9 protein-coding genes are annotated in these 20,685 nt (G+C 74.7%); 1 reads left to right on the forward strand and 8 read right to left on the reverse strand.

Translation table 11 applies throughout. The features are described 5' to 3' along the window. Nucleotides 1-83: 83 nt before the first annotated feature. From ACGH2B_RS03310 to ACGH2B_RS03330, 5 genes are all read right to left on the reverse strand, one after another. The gene (locus ACGH2B_RS03310) at nt 84-1,505 is read right to left on the reverse strand and encodes a phytoene desaturase family protein (protein ID WP_399083773.1); all 1,422 of its coding nucleotides are present in this window, start codon (nt 1,503-1,505) and stop codon (nt 84-86) included. 42 nt (nt 1,506-1,547) lie between these two features. Beyond that, entirely contained in the window at nt 1,548-2,444 is an 897-nt protein-coding gene (locus tag ACGH2B_RS03315; protein ID WP_399083776.1) for an inositol monophosphatase family protein, read from the reverse strand. Between the two features lie 121 nt (nt 2,445-2,565). Then, nucleotides 2,566-4,422 carry a gamma-glutamyltransferase family protein gene (locus ACGH2B_RS03320; RefSeq protein WP_399083779.1) on the reverse strand — a complete coding sequence of 619 codons (1,857 nt, stop codon included), beginning with the start codon at nt 4,420-4,422 and terminating at the stop codon, nt 2,566-2,568. Nucleotides 4,423-4,841: 419 nt separating this feature from the next. Further along, nucleotides 4,842-10,115, reverse strand: coding sequence for a type I polyketide synthase (locus tag ACGH2B_RS03325; RefSeq protein WP_399083782.1), 5,274 nt, complete (start codon nt 10,113-10,115; stop codon nt 4,842-4,844). A gap of 573 nt (nt 10,116-10,688) precedes the next feature. Then, nucleotides 10,689-16,514 (reverse strand): TIR domain-containing protein, encoded by a 5,826-nt coding sequence (locus ACGH2B_RS03330; protein ID WP_399083785.1) that lies wholly within the window; start codon nt 16,512-16,514, stop codon nt 10,689-10,691. Between the two features lie 215 nt (nt 16,515-16,729). Here ACGH2B_RS03330 and ACGH2B_RS03335 point away from each other — a divergent pair, with 215 nt between their 5' ends. Next, nucleotides 16,730-17,917: an SLC13 family permease gene (locus tag ACGH2B_RS03335; protein WP_399083788.1), complete on the forward strand. Its 1,188-nt coding sequence runs from the start codon at nt 16,730-16,732 to the stop codon at nt 17,915-17,917. Between the two features lie 138 nt (nt 17,918-18,055). Here ACGH2B_RS03335 and ACGH2B_RS03340 read toward each other — a convergent pair whose 3' ends face one another. The 3 genes from ACGH2B_RS03340 to ACGH2B_RS03350 are packed head-to-tail and all read right to left on the reverse strand — an operon-like array spanning nt 18,056 to nt 20,508. Further along, entirely contained in the window at nt 18,056-18,898 is an 843-nt protein-coding gene (locus ACGH2B_RS03340; protein ID WP_399083791.1) for an inositol monophosphatase family protein, read from the reverse strand. Next, nucleotides 18,879-19,538, reverse strand: a complete 660-nt coding sequence (locus tag ACGH2B_RS03345) for a hypothetical protein (RefSeq protein WP_399083794.1) — start codon at nt 19,536-19,538, stop codon at nt 18,879-18,881. The genes ACGH2B_RS03340 and ACGH2B_RS03345 overlap by 20 nt, the downstream gene beginning before the upstream one ends. A gap of 19 nt (nt 19,539-19,557) precedes the next feature. Further along, the gene (locus ACGH2B_RS03350) at nt 19,558-20,508 is read right to left on the reverse strand and encodes a hypothetical protein (protein ID WP_399083797.1); all 951 of its coding nucleotides are present in this window, start codon (nt 20,506-20,508) and stop codon (nt 19,558-19,560) included. Nucleotides 20,509-20,685 lie beyond the last annotated feature (177 nt).

A 20,685-nucleotide genomic window follows, 5' to 3' on the forward strand; every position in this document is an offset into this window, starting at 1 on the left:
GTAGCGGCACCCGGGCGCCGCCACCACGGCCCCGGGCGGGCCCGGCCGGTCAGCGGCGGGCGCCGCCCGGGGCGGCGATCCGCTCAGCGCCGCCCGCCGCGCAGATGGCGCCAGACGTAGCGGGCGGCGTGGTGGCCGGACATGCCGTGGACCCCCGGGCCCGGCGGGGTGGCCTGGGAGCAGAGGAAGACGGCGGGGTGCGCGGTGGCGTACGGGACGCGGGCGAGCTTGGGGCGGATCAGCAGGCGCAGACCGGCGGCGGAGCCGGTGGCGGTGTCGCCGCCGACGTAGTTGGCGTTGCGGGCGGCGAGTTGGGGCGGTCCGGCGACGGCGCGGGCCAGCACCAGATCGCGGAAGCCGGGGGCGAACCGCTCGATCTGCCGCTCGACGGCCTCGGTCGCGTCGCCCTCCCAGCCGTTGGGGACATGGCCGTACGCCCAGAAGGTGTGCTTGCCCTCGGGGGCGCGGGTGGGGTCGACGATGCTGGGCTGGGTGGTGATGAGGAACGGGACGGTGGGGCCCTCGCCCCGGGACGCGGCGTGAAGGGCCGCGGCGATCTCGCCGCTGGTCGGGCCGATGTGGACGGTGCCGGCCCGGCGGGCCTCCTCGGCGGTCCAGGGCACCGGCCCGGAGAGCGCGTAGTCGATCTTGAAGACGCCGGCTCCGTACTTCACGTCACGGTAGGCGTTGCCGAGTCCGGCGATCCGGGCGAGCGCGGTGGGTGAGGTGTCGAAGACGTACGCGCGGGCCGGCGGCAGGTCATCCAGCCGCTTGACCTCGAAATCGGTGTGGACGGTGCCGCCGTGGTCGCCCAGCAGTCCGGCGAGCGCGTCGGAGATCGCCTGGGAGCCGCCGCGCGCCACCGGCCAGCCGCGCTCATGCCCGGCGAGGGCGAACATCAGGGCCAGACCGCTGGTGCCGAAGCCGCCGAGCGGGGCCATGGCGTGCGCGGCGAGACCGGCGAGCAGACCACGGGCCTTCTCCCCGCGGAAGCGGCGCTCCAGCAGGGTGACCGGCTGCATCGCGGTCAGCCCGAAGCGGGCGTACGTCACCGGATCGCGCGGCAGGCCCAGCCACTGGGTGCGCAGGAAGTCCTGCGCCATCGTGTCCCACCTGCCGAGGAACGGGGCGACGAGCCTGCGGTACGTACCGGCGTCGCGGGCGCCGAAGGAGCGGGCGGTCTCGGCGGCGGAGCGGGCGAGCACCGCGGCCGTACCGTCCGGGAAGGGGTGTGCCATCGGCAGGTCGGCGTGGAGCCACTCCAGGCCGTACCGGGCGAGCGGCATCGCGCCGAACGCCGGGGATCCGATGCCGAAGGGGTGCGCCGCCGAGCAGGGGTCGTGGTGGAAGCCGGGGAGGGTCAGCTCCTCGGTACGGGCTCCACCGCCGACGGTGTCGCGGGCCTCGAACACCTCCACGGCGAGCCCGCGGCGGGCCAGTTCGACCGCCGCCGTCAGGCCGTTGGGCCCCGCCCCGATCACCACGGCGTCCAGCATTCTCGGCACCTGCGCCACTCCCTCGTGTGCGGCCCCCGCCGCCGCGGGGGGTCAGTTGGCGGCTGCCAGCAGTCCGAGGATACGCCGGGCCACCTCGCCGTCCCGGGCCGCGGTGAAGGGCAGGGCGTTGCCCCCGGCCAGGGCGAACGGCGCTCCGGCGACGGTGGCGGAAGCGCCGCCCGTCTCCTGGACGAGCAGCAGCCCGGCGGCGTGGTCCCAGGCGTTCTCCCAACTGAAGGCCGTCGCCGCTATCTCGCCGCGGGCGATGCGCAGATACTCCAGACCGGCCGAGCCGCAGGGGCGCGGGGCGACGCCTTCGGCGTCGAGGGCGCCGAGCACCCGCTTCTGGTCGTCGGTGGTGAAGTCGTAGTGGGAGATGGCGACTTCGAGGGCGGCGCCGGGCACCGCGGGATGCGGGACGAGCGGGGCGCCGTTGAGCGTGGCGCCGTGGCCGCGGCGGGCGACCGCCATCAGGCCGAGGGCGGGCGCGTACGTCCAGGACGCCAGGAGTTCGCCGTGGTGGGCGAGGGCGACGAGGGTGGCGAAGCCGGGGTCGCCATGGACGAACTGGCGGGTGCCGTCGACCGGGTCGACGATCCAGACGGGGGCGTCGCCGCGCAGCGCGTCGAGTACGGACGGGTCGGCGTGGACGGCCTCCTCGCCGACCACCACGGAGCCGGGCAGCAGGGCGGTGAGGGCGGCGGTGAGCTGCTCCTCGGCGCGGCGGTCGGCGACGGTGACGAGGTCGTGCGGGCCGTTCTTCTCCACGACGTCCTCGGCGGCGAGCTGCCGGAAGCGCGGCAGGATCTCCTCGGCCGCGGCGCGGCGGATCGCCTCCTCGACGGCGGCGGCCTCCTCGGGCGTCGGGACGGCGGCCAAGGGCCGGGTGGCCGCGGCGGTGCGGTGTGCGTTTTCTCCCGGATGGCGGTTATCGACTGCTTCGATCATGTGTCCATCGAACCACGCCCCACTGACACGGCAGCCGGACCACAGGTGAATTCCGGGCGCCCGGCAGACCACGGGCGGGTGCCGCGGCCCGCCCGGCACCCGCCGCTGACCTGCGGAAAGATCAACGTCCGACGGCGTAGCCCTGCATACCGCGCGGGTTCGCGGCGGCCGAGAGGACGCCGGTCTCCGGGTCGCGGGCCACCGCGCAGAGCCGGCCCTCGGACCAGGGGCCGCCGACGGTGACGTGGTGGCCTCGGCGGCGCAGTCCGGCGATGACGTCCGGGCCGATGCGGGATTCGACGGTGACGGCGCCGGGACGCATGGTGCGCGGGTGGAAGGAGCCGGGGAAGGAGTCGTTGTGCCAGTTCGGGGCGTCGATGGCGCCCTGGAGGTCGAGACCGGCGCGGACCTGTGCGCGCAGCGCCACGGCGAGGAAGAAGTGGACCTGCCACTGGTCCTGCTGATCGCCGCCCGGGGTGCCGAACGCCATGACGGGCACGCCGTCGCGGAGCGCCATCGACGGGGTGAGCGTGGTCCGGGGGCGGCGCCCCGGGGTGAGGCTGCCCGGCAGGCCCTCCTCCAGCCACGTCATCTGGAGGCGGGTACCGAGCGGGAAGCCCAGGCCGGGGACGACCGGGTTGGACTGGAGCCAGCCTCCGGAGGGGGTGGCGGAGACGAGGTTGCCCCAGCGGTCGGCGATGTCGAGGTGGCAGGTGTCCCCCCGGGTGGCGCCGTCGGGGCCGGTCACCGGGTCGGCGGGCCCGGGGAGGCCGGTGCCGGGGAGACGCGCGGCGGGGAGGCCGGTGCCGACGGTCGGTTCGCCGGCGCCCGGGGACCAGGCCGCCCCGGTGGCGCCGGCGGCGGCCGCGAGGGCGTGCCGGGCGAGCCGCGGGGCGCGGCCGTCGGGGCTGCCGGGGCGCAGCTCATGGCTGGCGGTGTCGGTGATCAGGGTGCGGCGGGCGGTGTTGTAGGCGTCGCCCAGCAGCGTGGCGACGGGGACGTCGGCGGCGTCGCCGTACCACGCCTCACGGTCGGCCATGGCGAGTTTGCAGCCCTCGATGAGGGTGTGGACGTACTCGGCGCTCCCGTAGGGCGGCAGGGTGCCGGGCAGCAGGGCGAGCTGCTGGAGGAAGGCGGGCCCCTGCGACCAGGGGCCCGCCTTGGCGACGGTCCAGCCGTTCCAGCCGTGGGTGACCGGGTCCTCGTAACCGGCGGCGTAGGCGGCGAGGTCGTCGCCGGTGAGGGTGCCGGCGTGGCGCTCCCCGGAGGTGTCCATGGCCGGGCGGGCGGCGAAGCCGGCGAGGGCGTCGGCGATGAAGCCCTCGCGCCAGACGCGGCGGGCTGCCTCGATCTGCGTCTCGCGGCCGGGCCCGGCGGCCTCCGCCTCGGCGATGAGGCGCTGCCAGGTCGCGGCGAGCGGGCGGTTGCGCAGCAGCCCGCCCGGGGCGACGGGGCGGCCGCCGGGCAGGTAGAGCGCGGCGGAGGTGGTCCACTCGGTGGTGAACAGCTCCTGGACTGCGGCGATGGTCTCGCCGATCCGCTCGACGGCGGGGTGGCCGTGCTCGGCGTACCCGATGGCGTACCGCAGGACGTCGGCGAGGCGTTTGGTGCCGTGGTCGCGCAGGAGCAGCATCCAGGCGTCGAAGGCGCCGGGCACGGCGGCGGCGAGAGGTCCGGTGCCGGGCACCAGATCGAGGCCGAGGCCGGTGTAGTGGGCGATGCTCGCCCCGGCGGGCGCGGGGCCCTGGCCGCACAGGACGCGCACGGGGCCGCCCGCCGGGGCGAGGAGGATCGGCACCTCACCGGCCGGTCCGTTGAGGTGCGGTTCGACGACGTGCAGCACGAAACCGGCGGCGACGGCCGCGTCGAAGGCGTTACCGCCGTCCTCCAGCACCGCCATCGCGGACTGCGACGCCAGCCAGTGCGTGGTGGCGGCCATCCCGAAGGTGCCTTGGAGAGTGGGGCGGGTGGTGAACACGGGCGGGCTCCTCGGGACGCGGGCGGCCGCCGCCCGGGGCGCACCCCGGGCCCGGCGGGACGGTCGACGGAGCCAGCAGAACGCACGGGGCGCGCCGGGCGCAATGAGGGGGCGCGGCTCGGGCGGTGGTGCGCCCCGGGGCGGGGCCGCCGCGGGCCCCGGGGCCAGGCTGCGTCCGGGCCCGGAGCGGCCGTAGCCCCGGGCCTGGACGTGGCCCCCGCGCAGGCCCGGGGCGTGGAAGTCAGGCCCCGGGCCGGGGCCGCACGGGAGCCTCTGTCCTACCCGGTCGTCCCGGTGCGGCGCTCTCCCCTCGGGGAGGCTTCCCGGGCCACGGCCATCGAGGGCCCGTGCTGTGCCTGCCGGGGCCGGCAGGCACAGCGCGATGGCGTCTCCTTCCCTTGCTCAGCCCCTCCCTCCACTCAGGTCGTCACCTCCGCGGCTGCCTGTGTCTGCTGGAGGTAGGTGAGGACGTCGTGGAGGGTGGGGTACCGCCACAGCAGGGTGGCGGGGAGTTTGATGTCGAGGGTTTTCTCCAGGTGGACGCGGAGGGAGAGCGTCATGCGGGAGTCGAGGCCCATGTCGAGGAGGGGGCGCCTGCGGTCGATCTCGTCGGGCGCCATCTGGAGTTCCCGGGCGAGGTGCTGGGCGACCGCGTGGTCCAGGTAGGCACGCTGCTCCGCACCCGGCAGCGTCTTCCAGTCGGTGGCCTCGTGCTCCTCCTCCCGGGGAGCAGGGACGGACGCGCGGAGTGCGGTCAGGTCGCGGAGGAGGGCCAGGGGCGTACCCGTCGGCTCGGCGGTGAGGGGCAGGACCGCCGCGTACGGCACCCCGGACCGCTCGGCGTGTTCCCAGCACCGGAACGCGGTGACGGCCGAGATGTCGCCGGTGCCCGACGCGGCCATCTCCTGGCTGAAGACGCCGGTCGCCGTGGCGTAGAGGCCGAGCCCCTGCCAGCCCGGCCAGGCCAGGGTGAGTGTGCCGGAGCAGCCCTGGGCGCGGCGGTAGCGGGCGAAGCCGTCGAGGAAGGCGTTGGCCGCGGCGTACCCGGCCTGTCCGGTGTTGCGGATGAGCTGGCCGGTGGAGGAGAACAGGACGAGGAAATCCAGGCTGCCGGGGGGAAACAGCTCGTGGAGCACGAGCGTGCCGTCGGTCTTGGGAGCCAGGACACGGTGCAGGGCGGGCGCGTCGAACCGGGCGATCAGCCGGTTCTCGCTGAGGCCGGCGGCGTGGACGACACCGCGGACGGGAGGCAGGTGCTCCATGGCGTCGGCCAGTGCGCGGCGGGTCGCCTCGCGGTCGGCGACGTCGGCCACCGCGGTGTGCACGGTGACCCCGCGCTCCTCCAGCCGGCGGATGGCGTCGATACGGTCCCGCACCACCGCGGGGTGCTCGTCCCCCCAGGTGGCACGGGGCGGGAGCGGGGTGCGGCCCAGGAGCAGGAGGCGGCGGGCGCCGCGGTGGGCGAGCCGGCGGGCGGTTTCGAGGCCGAGCGCTCCCAGCCCGCCCGTGATGAGGTAGGTGCCGTCCGGCCGGCACGGCGCCGGAAGCCGGGGCGCCGTCTCGGGCAGCGGGGCGAGGCGGGCGACGCCCACGCCGTCGCCGTGGATCAGATAGATGTCCTCGTCGGCCGTATCGCCCAGTACGGACAGCAAGGTGGCGTCGTCCAGGCCGGCGGGGTCGGCGACATCGATGTGCCCGCCCCACAGTTCCGGGTGTTCGCCGGCGACGGCGCGGCCGGCACCGAGCAGCGCGGCCTGCGCCAGGCCGTCGAGGGTGTGCGCGGTGGCCGCGTCCTCGGTCAGGCACCACAGGCGCGGCCGGTGGCCGGGGGGAAGATCGGCGAGACACTGCGCGGTGCGCAGGAGGGACCAGGTGCGTTCCTCGGCCGCCCGGCCGACCTGGCGTGCGTCCGGCGTGGCGGCGGCGACCACGACGGCGGCGCGGCCACCCACGGCGGGTATCAGGGCCGTGAGGGCGTCGGGGCTGTCGGCGAGCGTATACGGAAGGGGGGCCGCGGTCAGGATCTTGTCGAGCCACGGGGGCACCGCGCCGTCGGGGGCGACGACGATCAGATGCGAAGGGTCCTCCCTCGTCCCGGAGGGTGTCCAGGGGCGCCGTACGACGTGGTGGGTGATGCGGCGGGGATCGGGGAGCCTGCCGGTGCCGTCGCCGTCGAGCGCCCGGAAGGAGAGGCCGCCGACGACGGCGACCGGCGTACCGTCGACGCCGGTGACCTGGATGTCGATGCCGCCGCCGTCCGGAGTCCTCCGCGCATGGACCACGAACTCGGCCGGGGGGCTTCCCTGGACGCCTACGTGGCGTACGTGGGCGGGCATACGGGGCCCGTCCTCGTCCAGGAGCAGCACGGTGGTGATCGTCATCGCGGCGTCGAGGAGCGGTGCCCAGTCGGTCTCGGGGTTCACGAGGGGGGCGGGCGTCCGGAAACGGGCCTGGATGTCGTGCGTACCCCGCCGCACGTCGCCGACCTCCCAGTCGAAGCCGAATCCCGCCACTCCGAGCGGGGCGAGCGTCTCCAGCAGCCGGGCGGGATCCAGCGGGATGTCACAGGGCGACCGGAGACGCGGGGCCGCGTGGTGCTGCTCCCCGCCGCTCGTGTCCAGGCACGCCGTGGTGTGGGTGAGCCAGCTCTCCGGGGTCGCGGTGCCGCTGGGGCAGGAGTGCAGGGCGAGCATGCCTTCGCCCAGCGTGACCTGCACGTTTCGGGCCGGGTCGACCGCTATCGGGGTACGCAGCGCGATATCGCGCAGGGCCAGGGGGTGACCGGCGTGATGGGCGGCGTTCAGGAACGTGTTGATCAGTACGGCGGCGGGGACGATGTCGACGCCGTGCACCGTGTGCTCGTTGGGGTAGGGGCGCCGATGGCGGTCCACCAGCGTCTCCCACAGGTACTGGGTGGCCTGCCCCGCGAGCGCGGTGACGGAGCCCAGCAGGGTGTGTGCCTCCGGGTCGTGTCCCCCGCGGCGGAGCGAGGTGTCGCACCAGTAGCGGGTGTGCTGCCAGACCATGCCCGGGAGGTCGGTCAGCTCGCCGTCGTACCGGGGGACGGACCGGTCCACGCGCATACCGGCGCAGTGCAGCTCCGCCAGGTTCGCGACCACGGCTTCGGGTCCCGTGCCGCGGCGCAGGGAGTGGGCGACGGTGAACTCGTCGAGGTCCCAGCCGTCGGCCACCGTCTCGGTGAGGGAGTGGGTGACGATGGGGTGGCTGGAGATCTCCAGGAACACCCGGTGCCCGTCCTGAGCCGCCGCTTCGACGGCCTGACGGAACCTGACCGCGTTGCGCAGGTTCGCCTGCCAGTAGCGGCCGTCCCTCGGGGCGTCCGACCGGGGGTCGTCGAGGGCGGTGCTGTACAGGGGCACCGACGGCTCATGGACCGTGAGGTCGCGTACGGCGTCGGCGATGCCGGAGAGCATCGGGTCCATGTGCGCGCTGTGGGAGGCGATATCGCTCTTGACCCGCCGGACGAAGACGTCCTCGGCCTCCCACCGCCGGCACCACCGGTCGACGGCGGAGGTGTCACCGCTGATGACCGCGGAGACCGGGGAGGAGTACACGGCGAGCGAGACCGCCGGGTCGTCCGCCAGTTGTGCGGCGATCCGGTCCGGCGCCAGTCCCACCAGGGCCATGGCCCCCTTGCCCTGGGCGGCGCGCATCAACCGCGCCCGTCGGCAGGCCAGTCGGGCACCGTCCTCTCGGGACAGCACCCCGGCGGCGACAGCCGCGGCGATTTCCCCCAGGGAGTGCCCCACCACGGCGGCGGGCCTGGCGCCATGTGACGTCCACAGCGCGGCCAGGGCGGTGTGCATCAGGAAGGTGAGCGCCTGGACATGGGCGACATCTTCGAGCGGGCCGCCGGTCAGGGCCGACCTGGGGTCGATGCCCAGCTCCTCCTGGAACACGGGTGCCAGTGCGTCCACGACCTCGGCGAACACCGGTTCCGTGGCCAGGAGTTGCTCGCCCATGGCCGGCCAGTGCGCGCCCTGTCCGGAGAACACCCAGACGGCGTCGGCGTCCTCGTGCCGCACGCGGCGCAGCGCGACGCCCTCCGCCTGGCCGCCCTCGGCCGCCCGCGCCAGGCGGTCGGCCAGTTGCGCGTGATCGGCGGCGACGACGGCCCCGCGCCACGGCAGCGCGGACCGGCGCCTGGTGAGCGTGTGGGCGACCGAGGGCAGCGGCGCTTCCGGGTGGCCGTCGAGCCATTCCTTGAGGGCGGACGCATTGGCGGCCACCCCTTCGCGGGACATGGAGGAGAACGGGAACAGGCGCGGCGTCCGCCGCTGCGTACCGTCGGCCCCTGCCGGGGAGAGCGGATAGAGCGCGTTCGCGTGCCGCGCCGCACGCTCGGGTGCGGCCGGTTCCGGGGCCTGTTCCAGGATGAGATGGCCGATGGTGCCGCCGGCTCCGAAGCTGGAGATGCCCGCTCGCCGCGGATGACCGCGGTCCGGCCACGCCATGGGCTCCCGCACCACGCTCAGCCCCGAAGCCGCCCAGTCCACCGCCGGGTTGAGCGCTCCCGAGAACCCGGGGGTCGCCGGAATGGTTCCGGCCCGTATCGCCAGCACCGTCTTGATGACACCGGCCACCCCGGAAGCGGATTCCAGATGCCCGATGTGGGGCTTGACCGAACCGATCAGGCAGGGATCGTCCAGGGTCCGGCCGCGGCCGAAGACCTCTCCGAGGGCCGCGGCCTCCAGCGGGTCACCGACCGCGGTGCCGGTGCCGTGCGCCTCCACGTAATCGACCGCCGACGGCGTGATCCCCGCCCGTTCGTACAGCGTCCGCAACATGTGGGCCTGGGCCGTATCGCTGGGTGCCATGAATCCGGGTGTCCAGCCGTCCTGGTTGACGGCGCTGCCCGCGATCACCGCCAGCACCCGGTCACCCGCGTGCCGGGCGTCCGCCAGCCGCTTCAGGACGAGCATGCCCACGCCCTCGCCGCGCCCGTATCCGTCGGCGGCGGCGTCGAAGGGCTTGCTCACCCCGTCCGGGGACGTCGTGCCCGCGTCGGTGAGTCCCAGCAGCGGAGCCGGGCCGATCATCAGGTGGGAGCCGCCGGCCAGCGCCAGCGGAATCTCACCGGACTGCAGGCTCCGCACCGCGAGATGTATCGCCGCCATGCTGGACGAGCAGGCCGTGTCCACCGAGATGCTGGGGCCGAGAAGGTCGTAGAGGTGGGAGATCCGGTTGGGTACGCCGTAGTGCATCCCGCCCGAGATCCGCAGGGCGTCGACACCGGGGATGTCGCTCAGGAGGCGCCGGCCGTAGTCGCTGTCCGCCACCCCCATGAACACGCCGGTGTCGCTGCCCGCGAGGGCGCGGGGCGGGATCCCCGCATGCTCCAGGGCCCGCCAGCAGACCTCCAGAGCGATCCTCTGCTGCGGGTCCATCACGTGGGCCTCGCGCGGGGGGATGCCGAAGAAATTCGCGTCGAACCCCGCGATGTCGTCCAGGAACGACCCGTACTGCACCGTCCGCCGCAGCAGCCCGGCGACCTCCGGGCTGTCCGACAGATACGGCTCCCACCGCTCCCGGGGGACCGGGCCCGCCGTCCGCTCTCCCGACGTCAGCAGATGCCACAGCGCTTCGGGGGAATCGGCGGCTGACGGGAACCGCAGCGCCATCCCCACCACCGCGATCGGCTCAAGATCCCCGCTACCAGACTTTGTCGCCATTTAACCGCCCACTTTCGCTTAAGTCCACCCACGGCCATTCGGCTCATTTCCGCCTGATGATGCGGAACGCCCGTATGACAGGAACTCCCCGAACAGGGACACCCGCCATGCCCCACCCGACTCCGACCTGCGGTTATGCTCGCCGACCTCGCGAACCGATAACCATATGAAGCAGAAGATCGGCAGAGCGTGATGATCATGTCGACCAATATCGCGCCCGCGCCACAAAGAATCAGCCAAATAATTCTCCCGGCCCGGGCAGGGTCAGGAAGCCGCACGAGCCCGGCGGCAGACGCCACCGCGGCACCGCGCCGGAACGGCGGGGAAGCGGCACGGCAAGGCCGGAGAAGCCACCCGCGCGCAGAACGTCGGGCGGGCAGCACGGCAAGGCCGGAGCGGCGGGCAGGCAGCACGGCGAGGCCGGAGAAGCCGCGCGCAGAACGACGGGCGGGCACGACGAAGCGGGGGGCGCCGGTCCGACGCCCCCTCACTTTTCCTTTCCGCTCCTTTTCCGCTCCTGAGGTCGCGGAACGCCGGGGCCCGGACCGCCATCGGCGCCCGGACCCCGCCCCCTCACAACTCCGCGTCGAGCGGCAGCCGGTGGACGCCCGGCAGATATTCGTCCAGTTCGCCGGGGGTGAAGCGGGCCATGCCGACGACGTGCCAGAACTCGCCGGTGACCTCGCCCTCGTACTTGTAGCCGCCCTCGGGGGTCAGCGCCGCCCAGCCGCCGGAGACGCCGATGAGCGTGGCGTGCGGGGTGGGCGGGCAGTCCGGCGCGGGGATGTTCCACAGGCGGACGGTGCCGTCCTCACCCGCGCTGGCCAGGCGGGTGCCGTCGGGGCTGAAGGCGAGGGAGAAGATCCGTCCGGTGTGGCCGGTGAGGCGGGCGGTGCGGGTGCCGGTGCGGGCGTCCCAGAGGCAGATGACGCGGTCGTCGCCGGCGGTGGCGAGCAGCGGCAGCCGGGGGTGGGCGACCGCCGCCCAGAGCCTGCCGTGGTGGCCGGTCAGGACGTGGCGGGGCGCGCCGTCCCGCCAGATCAGGGCGGTACCGTCCCAGGAGGCGCTGGCCAGCCAGTCGCTGTCGGCGCCGAAGGCGACGGCGTAGACGCGGTCGGCGTGGCCGTCGAGTTCGGCGGTCATCCGGCCGCTCTCCTGGTCCCAGAGGCGGACCCGGCCGTCGTCGCAGCCGGTGGCCAGCGCCGCGCCGTCGCCGCGGAAGGCGATGGACCGCACCCGCCCGCGGTGGTCGGCGAGGGTGGCGACATGGGCGCCGGTGGCGCGCCACCACAGGCGGACGGAGTCGTCGTCGTTGGCGGTGGCGAGCAGGGTGCCGTCAGAGCTGAACGCCTCCGCCCAGGTGTGGTCGGTCTCCACGTCGATCTCGCGCAGGTACTCGCCGGTGACGGCGTTCCAGAGATAGACGTCGCCGTCGTTGCTGGCGGTGCCCAGTATCGGGCCCGCGGGGCTGAAGACCGCGGAGATCAACCGGTCGCCGCGGCCGGTGAGTTCGGCGGTACGGCGGCCGGTGCGAGCGTCCCAGAGGCGGACGACGCCGTCGTTGCCGCTGGTGGCGAGGCGGGCGCCGTCGGCGCTGAACGCGACGGTGTTGACCCGGCGGCCGTGCCCGCGCAGGATCCGCTGGCCCTGGCCGGTGTCGGCGTCCCAGATCTGCGCGCCGCCGTCGTTGCCGACGGTCACCAACTGGCTGCCCTGCGGGCGGAACCGGCAGGCCCAGGCGGAGCCGCGGTGCTCGACGGGCTGCTGCCGCAGCAGGCTGATGGCGCGGTGCCCGCCGCTCAGCGCGACCCGCCACAGCCGGACGGTGCCGTCGCTGTCGCAGGCGGCGAGGAGCCGTCCGCCGTTGCCGAACATCACCTGGTAGACCGCGCCGGTGCACCGCTCCAGGGCGCCCGCGGGCGCCCCGACGACCGGGTCCCACAGCCGTACCTGGCCGTCAGTGTCGCCGCTGACGAGGAGGTTGCCGTCGGGGTGGAAGTCGAGGGTGTAGACGCGGCCGGTGTGACCGGTGAAGGTGTGCAGCAACCGGCGTTCGGCCAGGTCCCAGACGCGGACCGTGCCGTGGCCGTCGGCGCCGTGGTCGCCGGTGGCCAGCAGCGTCCCGTCGGGGCTGAACCGGGCGCGGAACACGGCGTGTTCATGGCCGTCGAGGGTGCCGGTGCACTCTCCCGTACGGGTGTCCCAGATACGGAGGTTCGCGGCGGCGTCGCCGGTGACGAGGGTGTGGCCGTCGGCGCTGAAGACCGCGGTGTAGACGGGAGCGGCGTGGCCGGGCAGTTGCTGGAGCGGCTCGCCGGTGGCGGTGTCCCAGAGGGTGACCAGGCCGTCCGCGTCGCCGGTGGCCAGCAGCGTGCCGGCGTCGTCGAGGGAGACCGGCCAGACGCCGCCCGGATGGATGTCCAGGCGGTGCAGTTGCCGTCCGGAGACCGGGTCCCACAGCCGGACGGTGCCGTCGGCGCCGCCGGTCGCCAGGACCCGGGAGCGGAACTTCACCGCGTACACGCGGCCCTCGTGCCCGTGCAGGGTGCGCAGCGCGCGGCCGGTGTCGGCGGCGCAGACCAGCACCCCGCCGTCCTCGCTGCCCACCGCGAGGAGTTCCCCCTCGGGGCTGTACGAGAGCGGCTCGGGCAGCCGGCTGGTGCGCATGTCGAAGCCGTACGGGACGCCGACGGCGGCCGGGCGGAAGCCGACCTCGACGGGCATGCCGGGGGCGACGGCGGCGGTGCGCAGTTCCGGCGCGGCGCGCACCTGCGGGTCGAGGAGCGGGTCGATGAGGGCGGCGCGGTGCCAGCGGCTGCGGGTCAGGACGGCGCCGCGCAGATCGGCGCGGGTCAGGCGGGCGCCGCGCAGGTCGGCGCCGGTGACATCGGCGCCGGAGAGGTCGGCGTGGTCGAGGCGGGCACCGTTGAGGCGGGCGTCGCGCAGTACGGCGCCGGAGAGGTTGGCGCCGATCAGGCGGGTGTCGGTGAGGTCGGCGCCGGTGAGGTCGACGCCGGAGAAGTCGCGTCCGGAGAGGTCCTCGCCGGAGAGGCGGGCGGCGCGCAGGTCGGCGCCGGCGGGGACGCGGAGCCGGTCGATGACGCGGACGGCGTTGGCGCGGGCGGCGTCGCTGACGCCGGGACCGGGGGCGTTGAGGACGGTGCGCACCCAGGCGGTGGACAGGTCGTGGTCGGCGAGGTCGCAGAAGAACTCGACGGCCAGGGCGCTCAGCGGGCGGGCGGCGAGCAGGGCGCTGTCGCCGTCGGCGAGGCGGTCGGCGGCGTCGCGGGCGACGAGCCATTCGACGACGGAGCCGTGGATGAACTGGAACAGCCCGTCGTCGGTGCGGATCAGCAGCGATCCGGCACCGACCGCCTGGGCGCTCTCCTGGGTGGTGAGGGTCGTCCCGGCGAGCCCGGCGAGGGCGGTGGCGACGGTGTCGGTCAGCTCGTCGAGGTGGAGGGCGCTGCGGCCGGTCTCCCACAGGCGGCGGGCGAGGGCGGTGACGGCGGCCCAGAGGTGGTCGAGGGTGAGGCCGGGGGCGGCGCCGGGGCCGCCCTGACCGCGGCGTTCCTCGTGGGCGAGCCAGGCGGTGAAGACGTCCTCGTAGAGCCGGGCGGGGCTCAGGGCGCGGCCGGCGCCGGCGACGGCGCGCAGTTGGTCGGGGTCGAGGTCGGCGACGAAGCTCAGCAGCCGGGGGTTGGCACACAGGGCGAGCAGGTCGGGGATGGCGGCGAGCAGTTCGAAGCGGCGGGCGGCGGTCTCCTCGTCGCCGTAGCGGCCGACGAGGTAGGCGCGGATCTGCTCGGGGACGAAGCCCTCGACGGCGAGGATGCGGCGCTGGGAGAGGAGTCCGACGCGTTCGCCGAGCGCGGTGAGGACCTGGTCCTGCGACTTGAAGTGCTGGGTGCGGCTGCTGACGACGATCTTGGCGTTGTCGACGGCGGCGTTGAGGAGGACCTGGAGGTGGTCGGCGGCGCGGTCGTAGCTGACGCGGTTGACGAGTTCGTCGAAGCCGTCGAAGAGCAGGACGACGCGGCCCTGGCCGAGCATGTAGCGCAGGGCGCGCAGGTCGATGGTGTCGACGTCGTGGCCGGCGAGGTGGGCGGCGACGAGCCCTTCGAGGCTGTGGGCGCGGTCGAGGGTGTGCAGCGGGATGAGGATCGGGGTGAGGTGCGGGAGGCGTTCGGGGATGCGGCGGGCCAGCTCGCGCAGGGCGAAGGTCTTGCCGTGGCCGAAGTCGCCGAGGAGCAGCAGGAAGCGGCCGTGGTCGGTCTCCAGGAGCTGGAGCATCTCCTCGACGAGGTGGTCGCGTACGTCGGCGTCGGGGCGTTCGGCGTCGCGGAAGCGCTGCGGGAGGTAGAGGTCGGGGGCGTAGCGGTCGTCGTTGCTGAGCCGGGCGGTCTGGGCGGTGACGTAGGTGCGCAGGTCCAGCAGGCCCTGGAATTCGAGGAAGCTGCGGACGCGGATGCCGCGGCGCCCGGCGCGCTCGCGCAGCGCCTGCTCGGGCGGCGGGCCGTCGTGGACCAGCTCGGCCTCGGAGGTGGTGTCGGTGGCGTGGACCTGGGCGAGGAAGCGGTCGAGTTCGGCATCGGTGGGGGTGCCGGGGTGGACGGCGACGCGCTGCTGGCGGATGACGCCCTCGTCGCTCCAGGTGACCATGATCTGGGTGAGGTCGTCGGGGCCGGTGCGGGGCACGTCGCGCAGGCGGACGCCTTCCTGGCGGGCGCGGCAGACCTCCTTGACGCGTTCGGCGAGGGAGTCGGCGGGCTCGGCGACGGCGCGGTGGTCGGCGGGCGGGGCGGCGGCCTCGACGCCCGGTGCGGCGGGCTCGCCGGGCGGGGCGAAGAGACGGCCGGCGCCCTGCCAGCTCACCGGGAAGACGGCCGGTTCGGTGCCGCCCTCGCCCGTCCAGCGGGTGACGCCGTCGGCGGTGACGTGCAGCAGCTCGAACCCGGCGGGAGCGGCCGAACCGTACAGCGGCAACGCGCCGTTCTGGAGCGGGAGGTGGTCGTGGGAGGGCTCGCCACCGGCGGTGCGGGGGCCGCCGCTGGGGCCGTGCAGGACGAAGTGGAGGCGGGGCGCGGCGAGCCGGGTGAAGGTGTCGACGTCGCGGAGGATGCCGGGGCCGCCGGGGGCGTCCTGGGGGCGGCGGCGGCCGGTGAGCGGGTGGCGGAGCGCGCCGATGCGCAGCCAGCCCTCCTCCTCGTAGCCGCGCAGCGCCTCGGCGAACCAGGTGGCCTGGTCCCGGCCGAGGAAGCCGTACTGGTCGTCGGGGCGGTGGCTGGAGGCGATGGAGGAGTTGAACCCGGCGACGACGGTGTGGAGTTCGGGGACCGGGAAGAGGGTCCAGGGCTGGTCGCTGTCGAAGACGGTGTCCAGGCCCTCGTAGAGGCCGCGGAAGAGGCGGGTGTAGTGGCGCCACTTGGGCCAGTACGGGGGCTGCGGCGGGATCTCGTCGGCCTCGCAGGTGTGGAAGTAGCCGCGGCAGGCGGCCTGGCTGACGTCCTGGTTACCGGGGACGACGATGACGCGCTGCGGCGGCAGGTCGAGCTGGGAGCGCAGACCGGTGAGGAAGCTGAGGGCCTGGTCGCACTCGCGGGGGCTGCCGGAGGCGGTGAGATCGCCGGTGACGACGAGGAGGTCGGGCGAGGGCGCCCCGGCGTCCTTCAGCTCGACGAGGTCGCCGCGGATCTCCCGGCGCAGCGCGTCCGGTTCGCGGCCGCGGCCGAAGTCGGGCCCGGCGAGGTGGAGCACCGTCAGCGCACCCTGGTCGCGGGCGGGCCCGGGGGCCTGCGGGTACTGCGGGGCGCGGGCGGGGCGGCGGCGGCCGGACCAGCCGGTGCGGCCGAGCGGGCGCTGCCGGTCGTCGGGGGCGGGGGCGGGCGCGGGCAGCCGGAAGGAGCCGGTGGCGGTGAGGGAGCCGGGGTAGCCGGGGCTGTGGCCGGGCCGGGCGTGGCCCTCGACGGCCTGGCCGACGCGGGTGAGGAGCATGCCCCGGGCGGTCGCGGGGTCGGTGACGCCGACGAGGTCGACGTAGGTGATGGTGGCGAGCAGGCCCTCGATCGGGATGTCCTCGACGCGGACGGTCAGCAGCTTGCGTTCGGGCTGCTCCGGTTCGGCGCGGAGGGCGGCCTGCCACTCCATGCGGCCGTAGGTGGAGCGGCCGTAGTGGCCGGAGAGGACGGCGATGACGGCGACGGATTCGCTGACGCCGCGGTCCATGAAGTCGATGAAATTGGTCCCGGCGACGAAGTCCCACGCCTGGATGACGGTGCGGTACCCGGCCTCCTCCAGGGTCCACGCGATCCAGGACGCCCATTGTTCGTCGGCGGGCGAATAGCTGATGAAGAAGTCCAAGTCACGCGTCCGGCCGAGCAGTTCCCCGTCAGTCACCATGCGCCCATCGTAGGAGGTCGCGGTGGGCGGGGCAGGCGGTTGAGGGGATCATGTGTACGGGCTCGTTCCGGGGCCGGGCGCGGGCGGCGGGCCGTCCGGGCGGCGCCGGGCTCCGGCGCGTGGAGGCGGGCGGCGGGCGCCGGAGCCTTCCGCCGGCGCCCTTGATCCGCACCTCTCCCCCGCCCGGTCCGGGCGTGTGTGCGACGCTGTCGGGCGTGCGCTTCCTCAAACGTCTGCATCCTCTGGACTGGCTCGCCGCCGGGCTGCTCGGCTGCGGTCTGCTGTGTGTGGTCACGGGGCTGCTGCCGACCGCGCCCGCCGGGGAGGCGATGGCGCGCATCGGGCCGCTGCTGGCGTTCCTCGCCACGGTGATCGTGATGGCCGAACTGACCGGCCGGGCCGAGGTGTTCGACGCGGTGGCGTCCTGGGTGGCGCGGACCGGCCGGGGCAGCTATCCGCGGCTGTTCGGGCTGTGTGTGCTCTTCGCCTCCGTCACCACCATCGCGCTGAACCTCGACACCACGGCGGTGCTGCTGACGCCGGTGATGCTGGCGCTGGCCGGGCGGGTCGGTATCGCGCCGGTGCCGCTGGCGATGACGACGGTCTGGCTGGCGAACACCGCGAGCCTGCTGCTGCCGGTGTCGAACCTGACGAACCTGCTGGCGTCGGACCGGGTCGGCCTCTCCCCCACGCAGATGGCGGCGACGATGGGCCTGCCCCAACTGGCCGCCATCGCCGTGACGACGGTGTGCCTGTGGGGCTTCCACTGGCGGCGCGGGCGGCGGGGCGCGGATACGTACGTGCCTCCGGAGCGGACGGCGCCGGCCGATCCGGTGCTGTTCCGGGTGTGCGCGCTGGCGTGTGCCGGGTTCCTGGTGGCGATCCTCGTGGCGGACGTACCGCTGTGGTCGGCGTCGCTGACGACGATGCTGGTCGTGGTGGTGGCGTTCGTGGTGCGGCGCCCCGCCGAGCTGCGCTGGTCGCTGGTGCCGTGGCGGCTGCTGGTGCTGGTGCCGGGGATGTTCCTGGTCGTCGAGACGGTGAACGCGCACGGGCTGCACGCGCTGCTGACGGCCGCGGTCGGGCCGGACGGCGGGCTGCTGGGCATGTTCCGCTCGGCGGGCGTCGGCGCGGGTCTGTCCAACGTCCTCAACAATCTGCCGGTCTACATGGCGGGCGAGGCGGCGGTCCCGGTCGGCAACCACGACCAGTTGCTGGCGCTGCTGATCGGCACCAACGTCGGCCCGCTGGTCACGCCGTGGGCGTCGCTGGCGACGCTGCTGTGGTTCGAGCGGTGCCGCGGCCAGGGCACCGTCATCCCGCTGCGGCGCTTCGTGGGCACCGGTCTCGTCCTGGCCGTGACGGCGACACTGGCGGCGACGGCGGCGCTGGCGGTGGGGTGAGCGGGACGCCCCGGAGCGGCCGGTGACGGACGACGGCCCCGCCGGGAGCGGGCCGCCTGCCGGAGCGGGCCGCCCGGTGACCGCCCGGCCCGCCCGGTGGCCTCCCCCATCGTCCGTACCTCTTCGGTCCGTACCTCTTCAGGCCGCCCGCGCCCCGGCGACCACGTCGAGCAGGTAGGTCAGGGTGTCCGCGCGGGCGGCGACGAAACTGCGGTCAGTGTCCGGGCCGGCCGAGCCCACCGTGAAGGGGCCACCGCTCAGGGTGCGGAACTCCACGCCCGTCTCGGCGGCCAGCAGCGCGCCCGCGGGGAAGTCGATGCCCTCCGCGCGGTAGCCGACGAAACCGTCGATCGCGCCGCGCGCCAGCATCGACCAGCCCAGCAGCGGCGCCCAGAGCTGGAGCACCCGCCGGGCCCGGCGCTCCAGTTGACCACGGAGCCCCGCGGCGACCGGGTCGGCCCGGCCCACCGCGTGTCCCTGCGTCCAGGCCACCACCGGGCCGCTGCGCGGCACCGCCCCGGACGGTCCGGGCAGCCGGTCCGGGCCGCGGGTGGCGCCCTGCCCGCGGACCGCCTGCCAGGTGCAGCCGGTGACCGGTTCGTGCACCACGCCGACGACCGGCGCGCCGTCCACGCACAACCCGATGCCGACGGCGTACGCGGTCAGGCCGATCGCGACGTTGTTGCTGCCGTCGAGCGGGTCCACCAGCCAGGTGCGGGCGCCGGCGGCGTCGAGCAGGCCCGCCTCCTCGGAGAGGATCCGGTCGTGCGGGAAGTGGGTCCGGAGGCGGGCGAGGATGATCTTCTCGGCGGCGAGGTCGAGATCGGTGACGACATCGCCCTCGGCGTCCTTCACCCCCACCGCCCGTGCCGCGCCGAACCGGCCGCGCAGCAGCGCCCCGGCCTCCTCGGCGGCGGCGACGGCCACCCGCGTCTCGTGCGCGTACGGTGCGGCGTCCCGGTCATGCGCGCTGCTCGGCATGGATCCTCCTCAGTGCTGTGCGGACGGTCCGTTCGGTGTGTTCCGCGCCGCACAGCCGGCGCACCGTACGGTGGCCGCGGCCGTGCAGGGGCCCCAGGGAGAGGTCGGTGTGGCCGGGCAGCGACCGGCCGAGCACCAGCGTGGCGGCGGGCTCGTCGCGCGTGACGACGGTGGCGTGGAACTCACCGGCCGGCAGGCGGTACGTCTCCCCGCTGCCACTGGCGGCGGCGGGGCCCGGCTCGCAGCGCACCAGGCGGGAGGTGGGCCGCAGCTCGTCGACGCCGGAGGGGGCGCTCGCGACCTCGAAGACGCGGTGGGTGGGGGCGTGCGCGGCATCCGTCACGGTCACCGGGAGGTTGCCGACCCGGCCGTAGAGGACGTAGCTGTGCAGCTCCCAACTGTGGGCGTGCATGGGGGCGGCGGTGGGGTCGGGCCGGGCGCCGGTGCCGAAGAGGTGGACGCAGACGCCGCGGGCGCCGTCGCGGTCCAGCGGCAGGCACAGGAAGCCCAGCGGATGGTGGACGGCGCGGATCTCCCGCCGGCCGTGGGCGATGTCCTCCAGGACACCGGTGACCCCGGCGCGGGGCGCCTCCCGTGGTGTGCCGGGCCGGAGCAGTCGTTCGAGCGTGTCGTAGTCCATGAGCCGCGCCCGAGGCGTCTCACCTCCGGTAGGGGTCCTCAGCGTGCAGGGCTTTGTCGATGATCTCCGCGACGTCGGTGTCGCCGAACACCGAGGGCAGCGGCAGCGCGACGTCGTCGAAGACCGCGCGGACCTCGTCGACGGTGGGCTCGTCGCCGAGCGGGGCGATACCGCGCAGGTCGAGGCGGACGGCCTGCTCGCGGCTCTGGTGCAGCTCGGTGACGTAGTAGTCGTAGAGCGGCCGGCCGCGGGGGACGAGGAGGTTGACGCGGTTGGGGTCGTCCTGGGTGATGATCAGGCAGGACTCGGAGAGGTCGAAGCGGAGGGTGGGGACGCCCGAGGAGAGGTGGACGCTGATCTCCAGGGTGTCGAGCCGCTGGCGGTACCAGCAGGCGGCCAGGACCGTGGCGTACGCCTCCTTGCGGGTGCGGTCGGCGGTCCAGGCGTACGCCGCGTCGTCGTTGCGGCGGCGGGCGAAGGTCTGGCGGAAGCGGGCGTAGGCGGCGCAGGTCCGTTCGTCCGCCGGGTTGATGATGTCGATCTTGACGCTGAGCTGGGCACGCTGGCGGGTGGCGCTCGCCACGCAGCGCGGCAGGGTGACGGCGCGCAGATAGGTGCCGGTGCCGCCCTTGAAGTACCAGCGGTTGGTCTGGGCGCGGGCCTCCTCCAGGGCGTCGCCGACCTCGTCGCCCGACAGGGAGCGGACCATCGCGAGGTCCTCCAGGGCGCGGCGGGTGTCCGCGGACGCCTCCTCGATGTCGGACTTGCGGCGCAGCCGCTCCGTCATCGAGCCGACCGCGAGGGTGCCGAGCACCAGCAACGTCGCGCCGGACGACACGTCGTCGCTGATGACGTCGCCGAAGACGTCCATCATGCCGATGGTCAGGCCGAGCCCGACCGCGATGACCACGTCCAGGTTTCTGATCACCCAGGCGACGCCGGACTCCACCCGTCCCACTCGCTGCACCACGTCGAGCCCCCTCCCCGTTCCCCCGCATCGTAGGAGTTCGGGGAGGGCTCTGGCCAGGGCCGCCAAGATCCCTGACGGGCCGGGGAGTTGCCGCGGCGCGCCCCTGACGTGGTGCGGAGCGGCGCTCCCGGGGCGCGTGCGCGGGCGGGGCCGGGCTGTCGGTGGCCTCGGTTACGG

Source organism: Streptomyces sp. BBFR2 (assembly GCF_044497305.1).
In the GTDB taxonomy this organism is placed as follows: domain Bacteria; phylum Actinomycetota; class Actinomycetes; order Streptomycetales; family Streptomycetaceae; genus Streptomyces.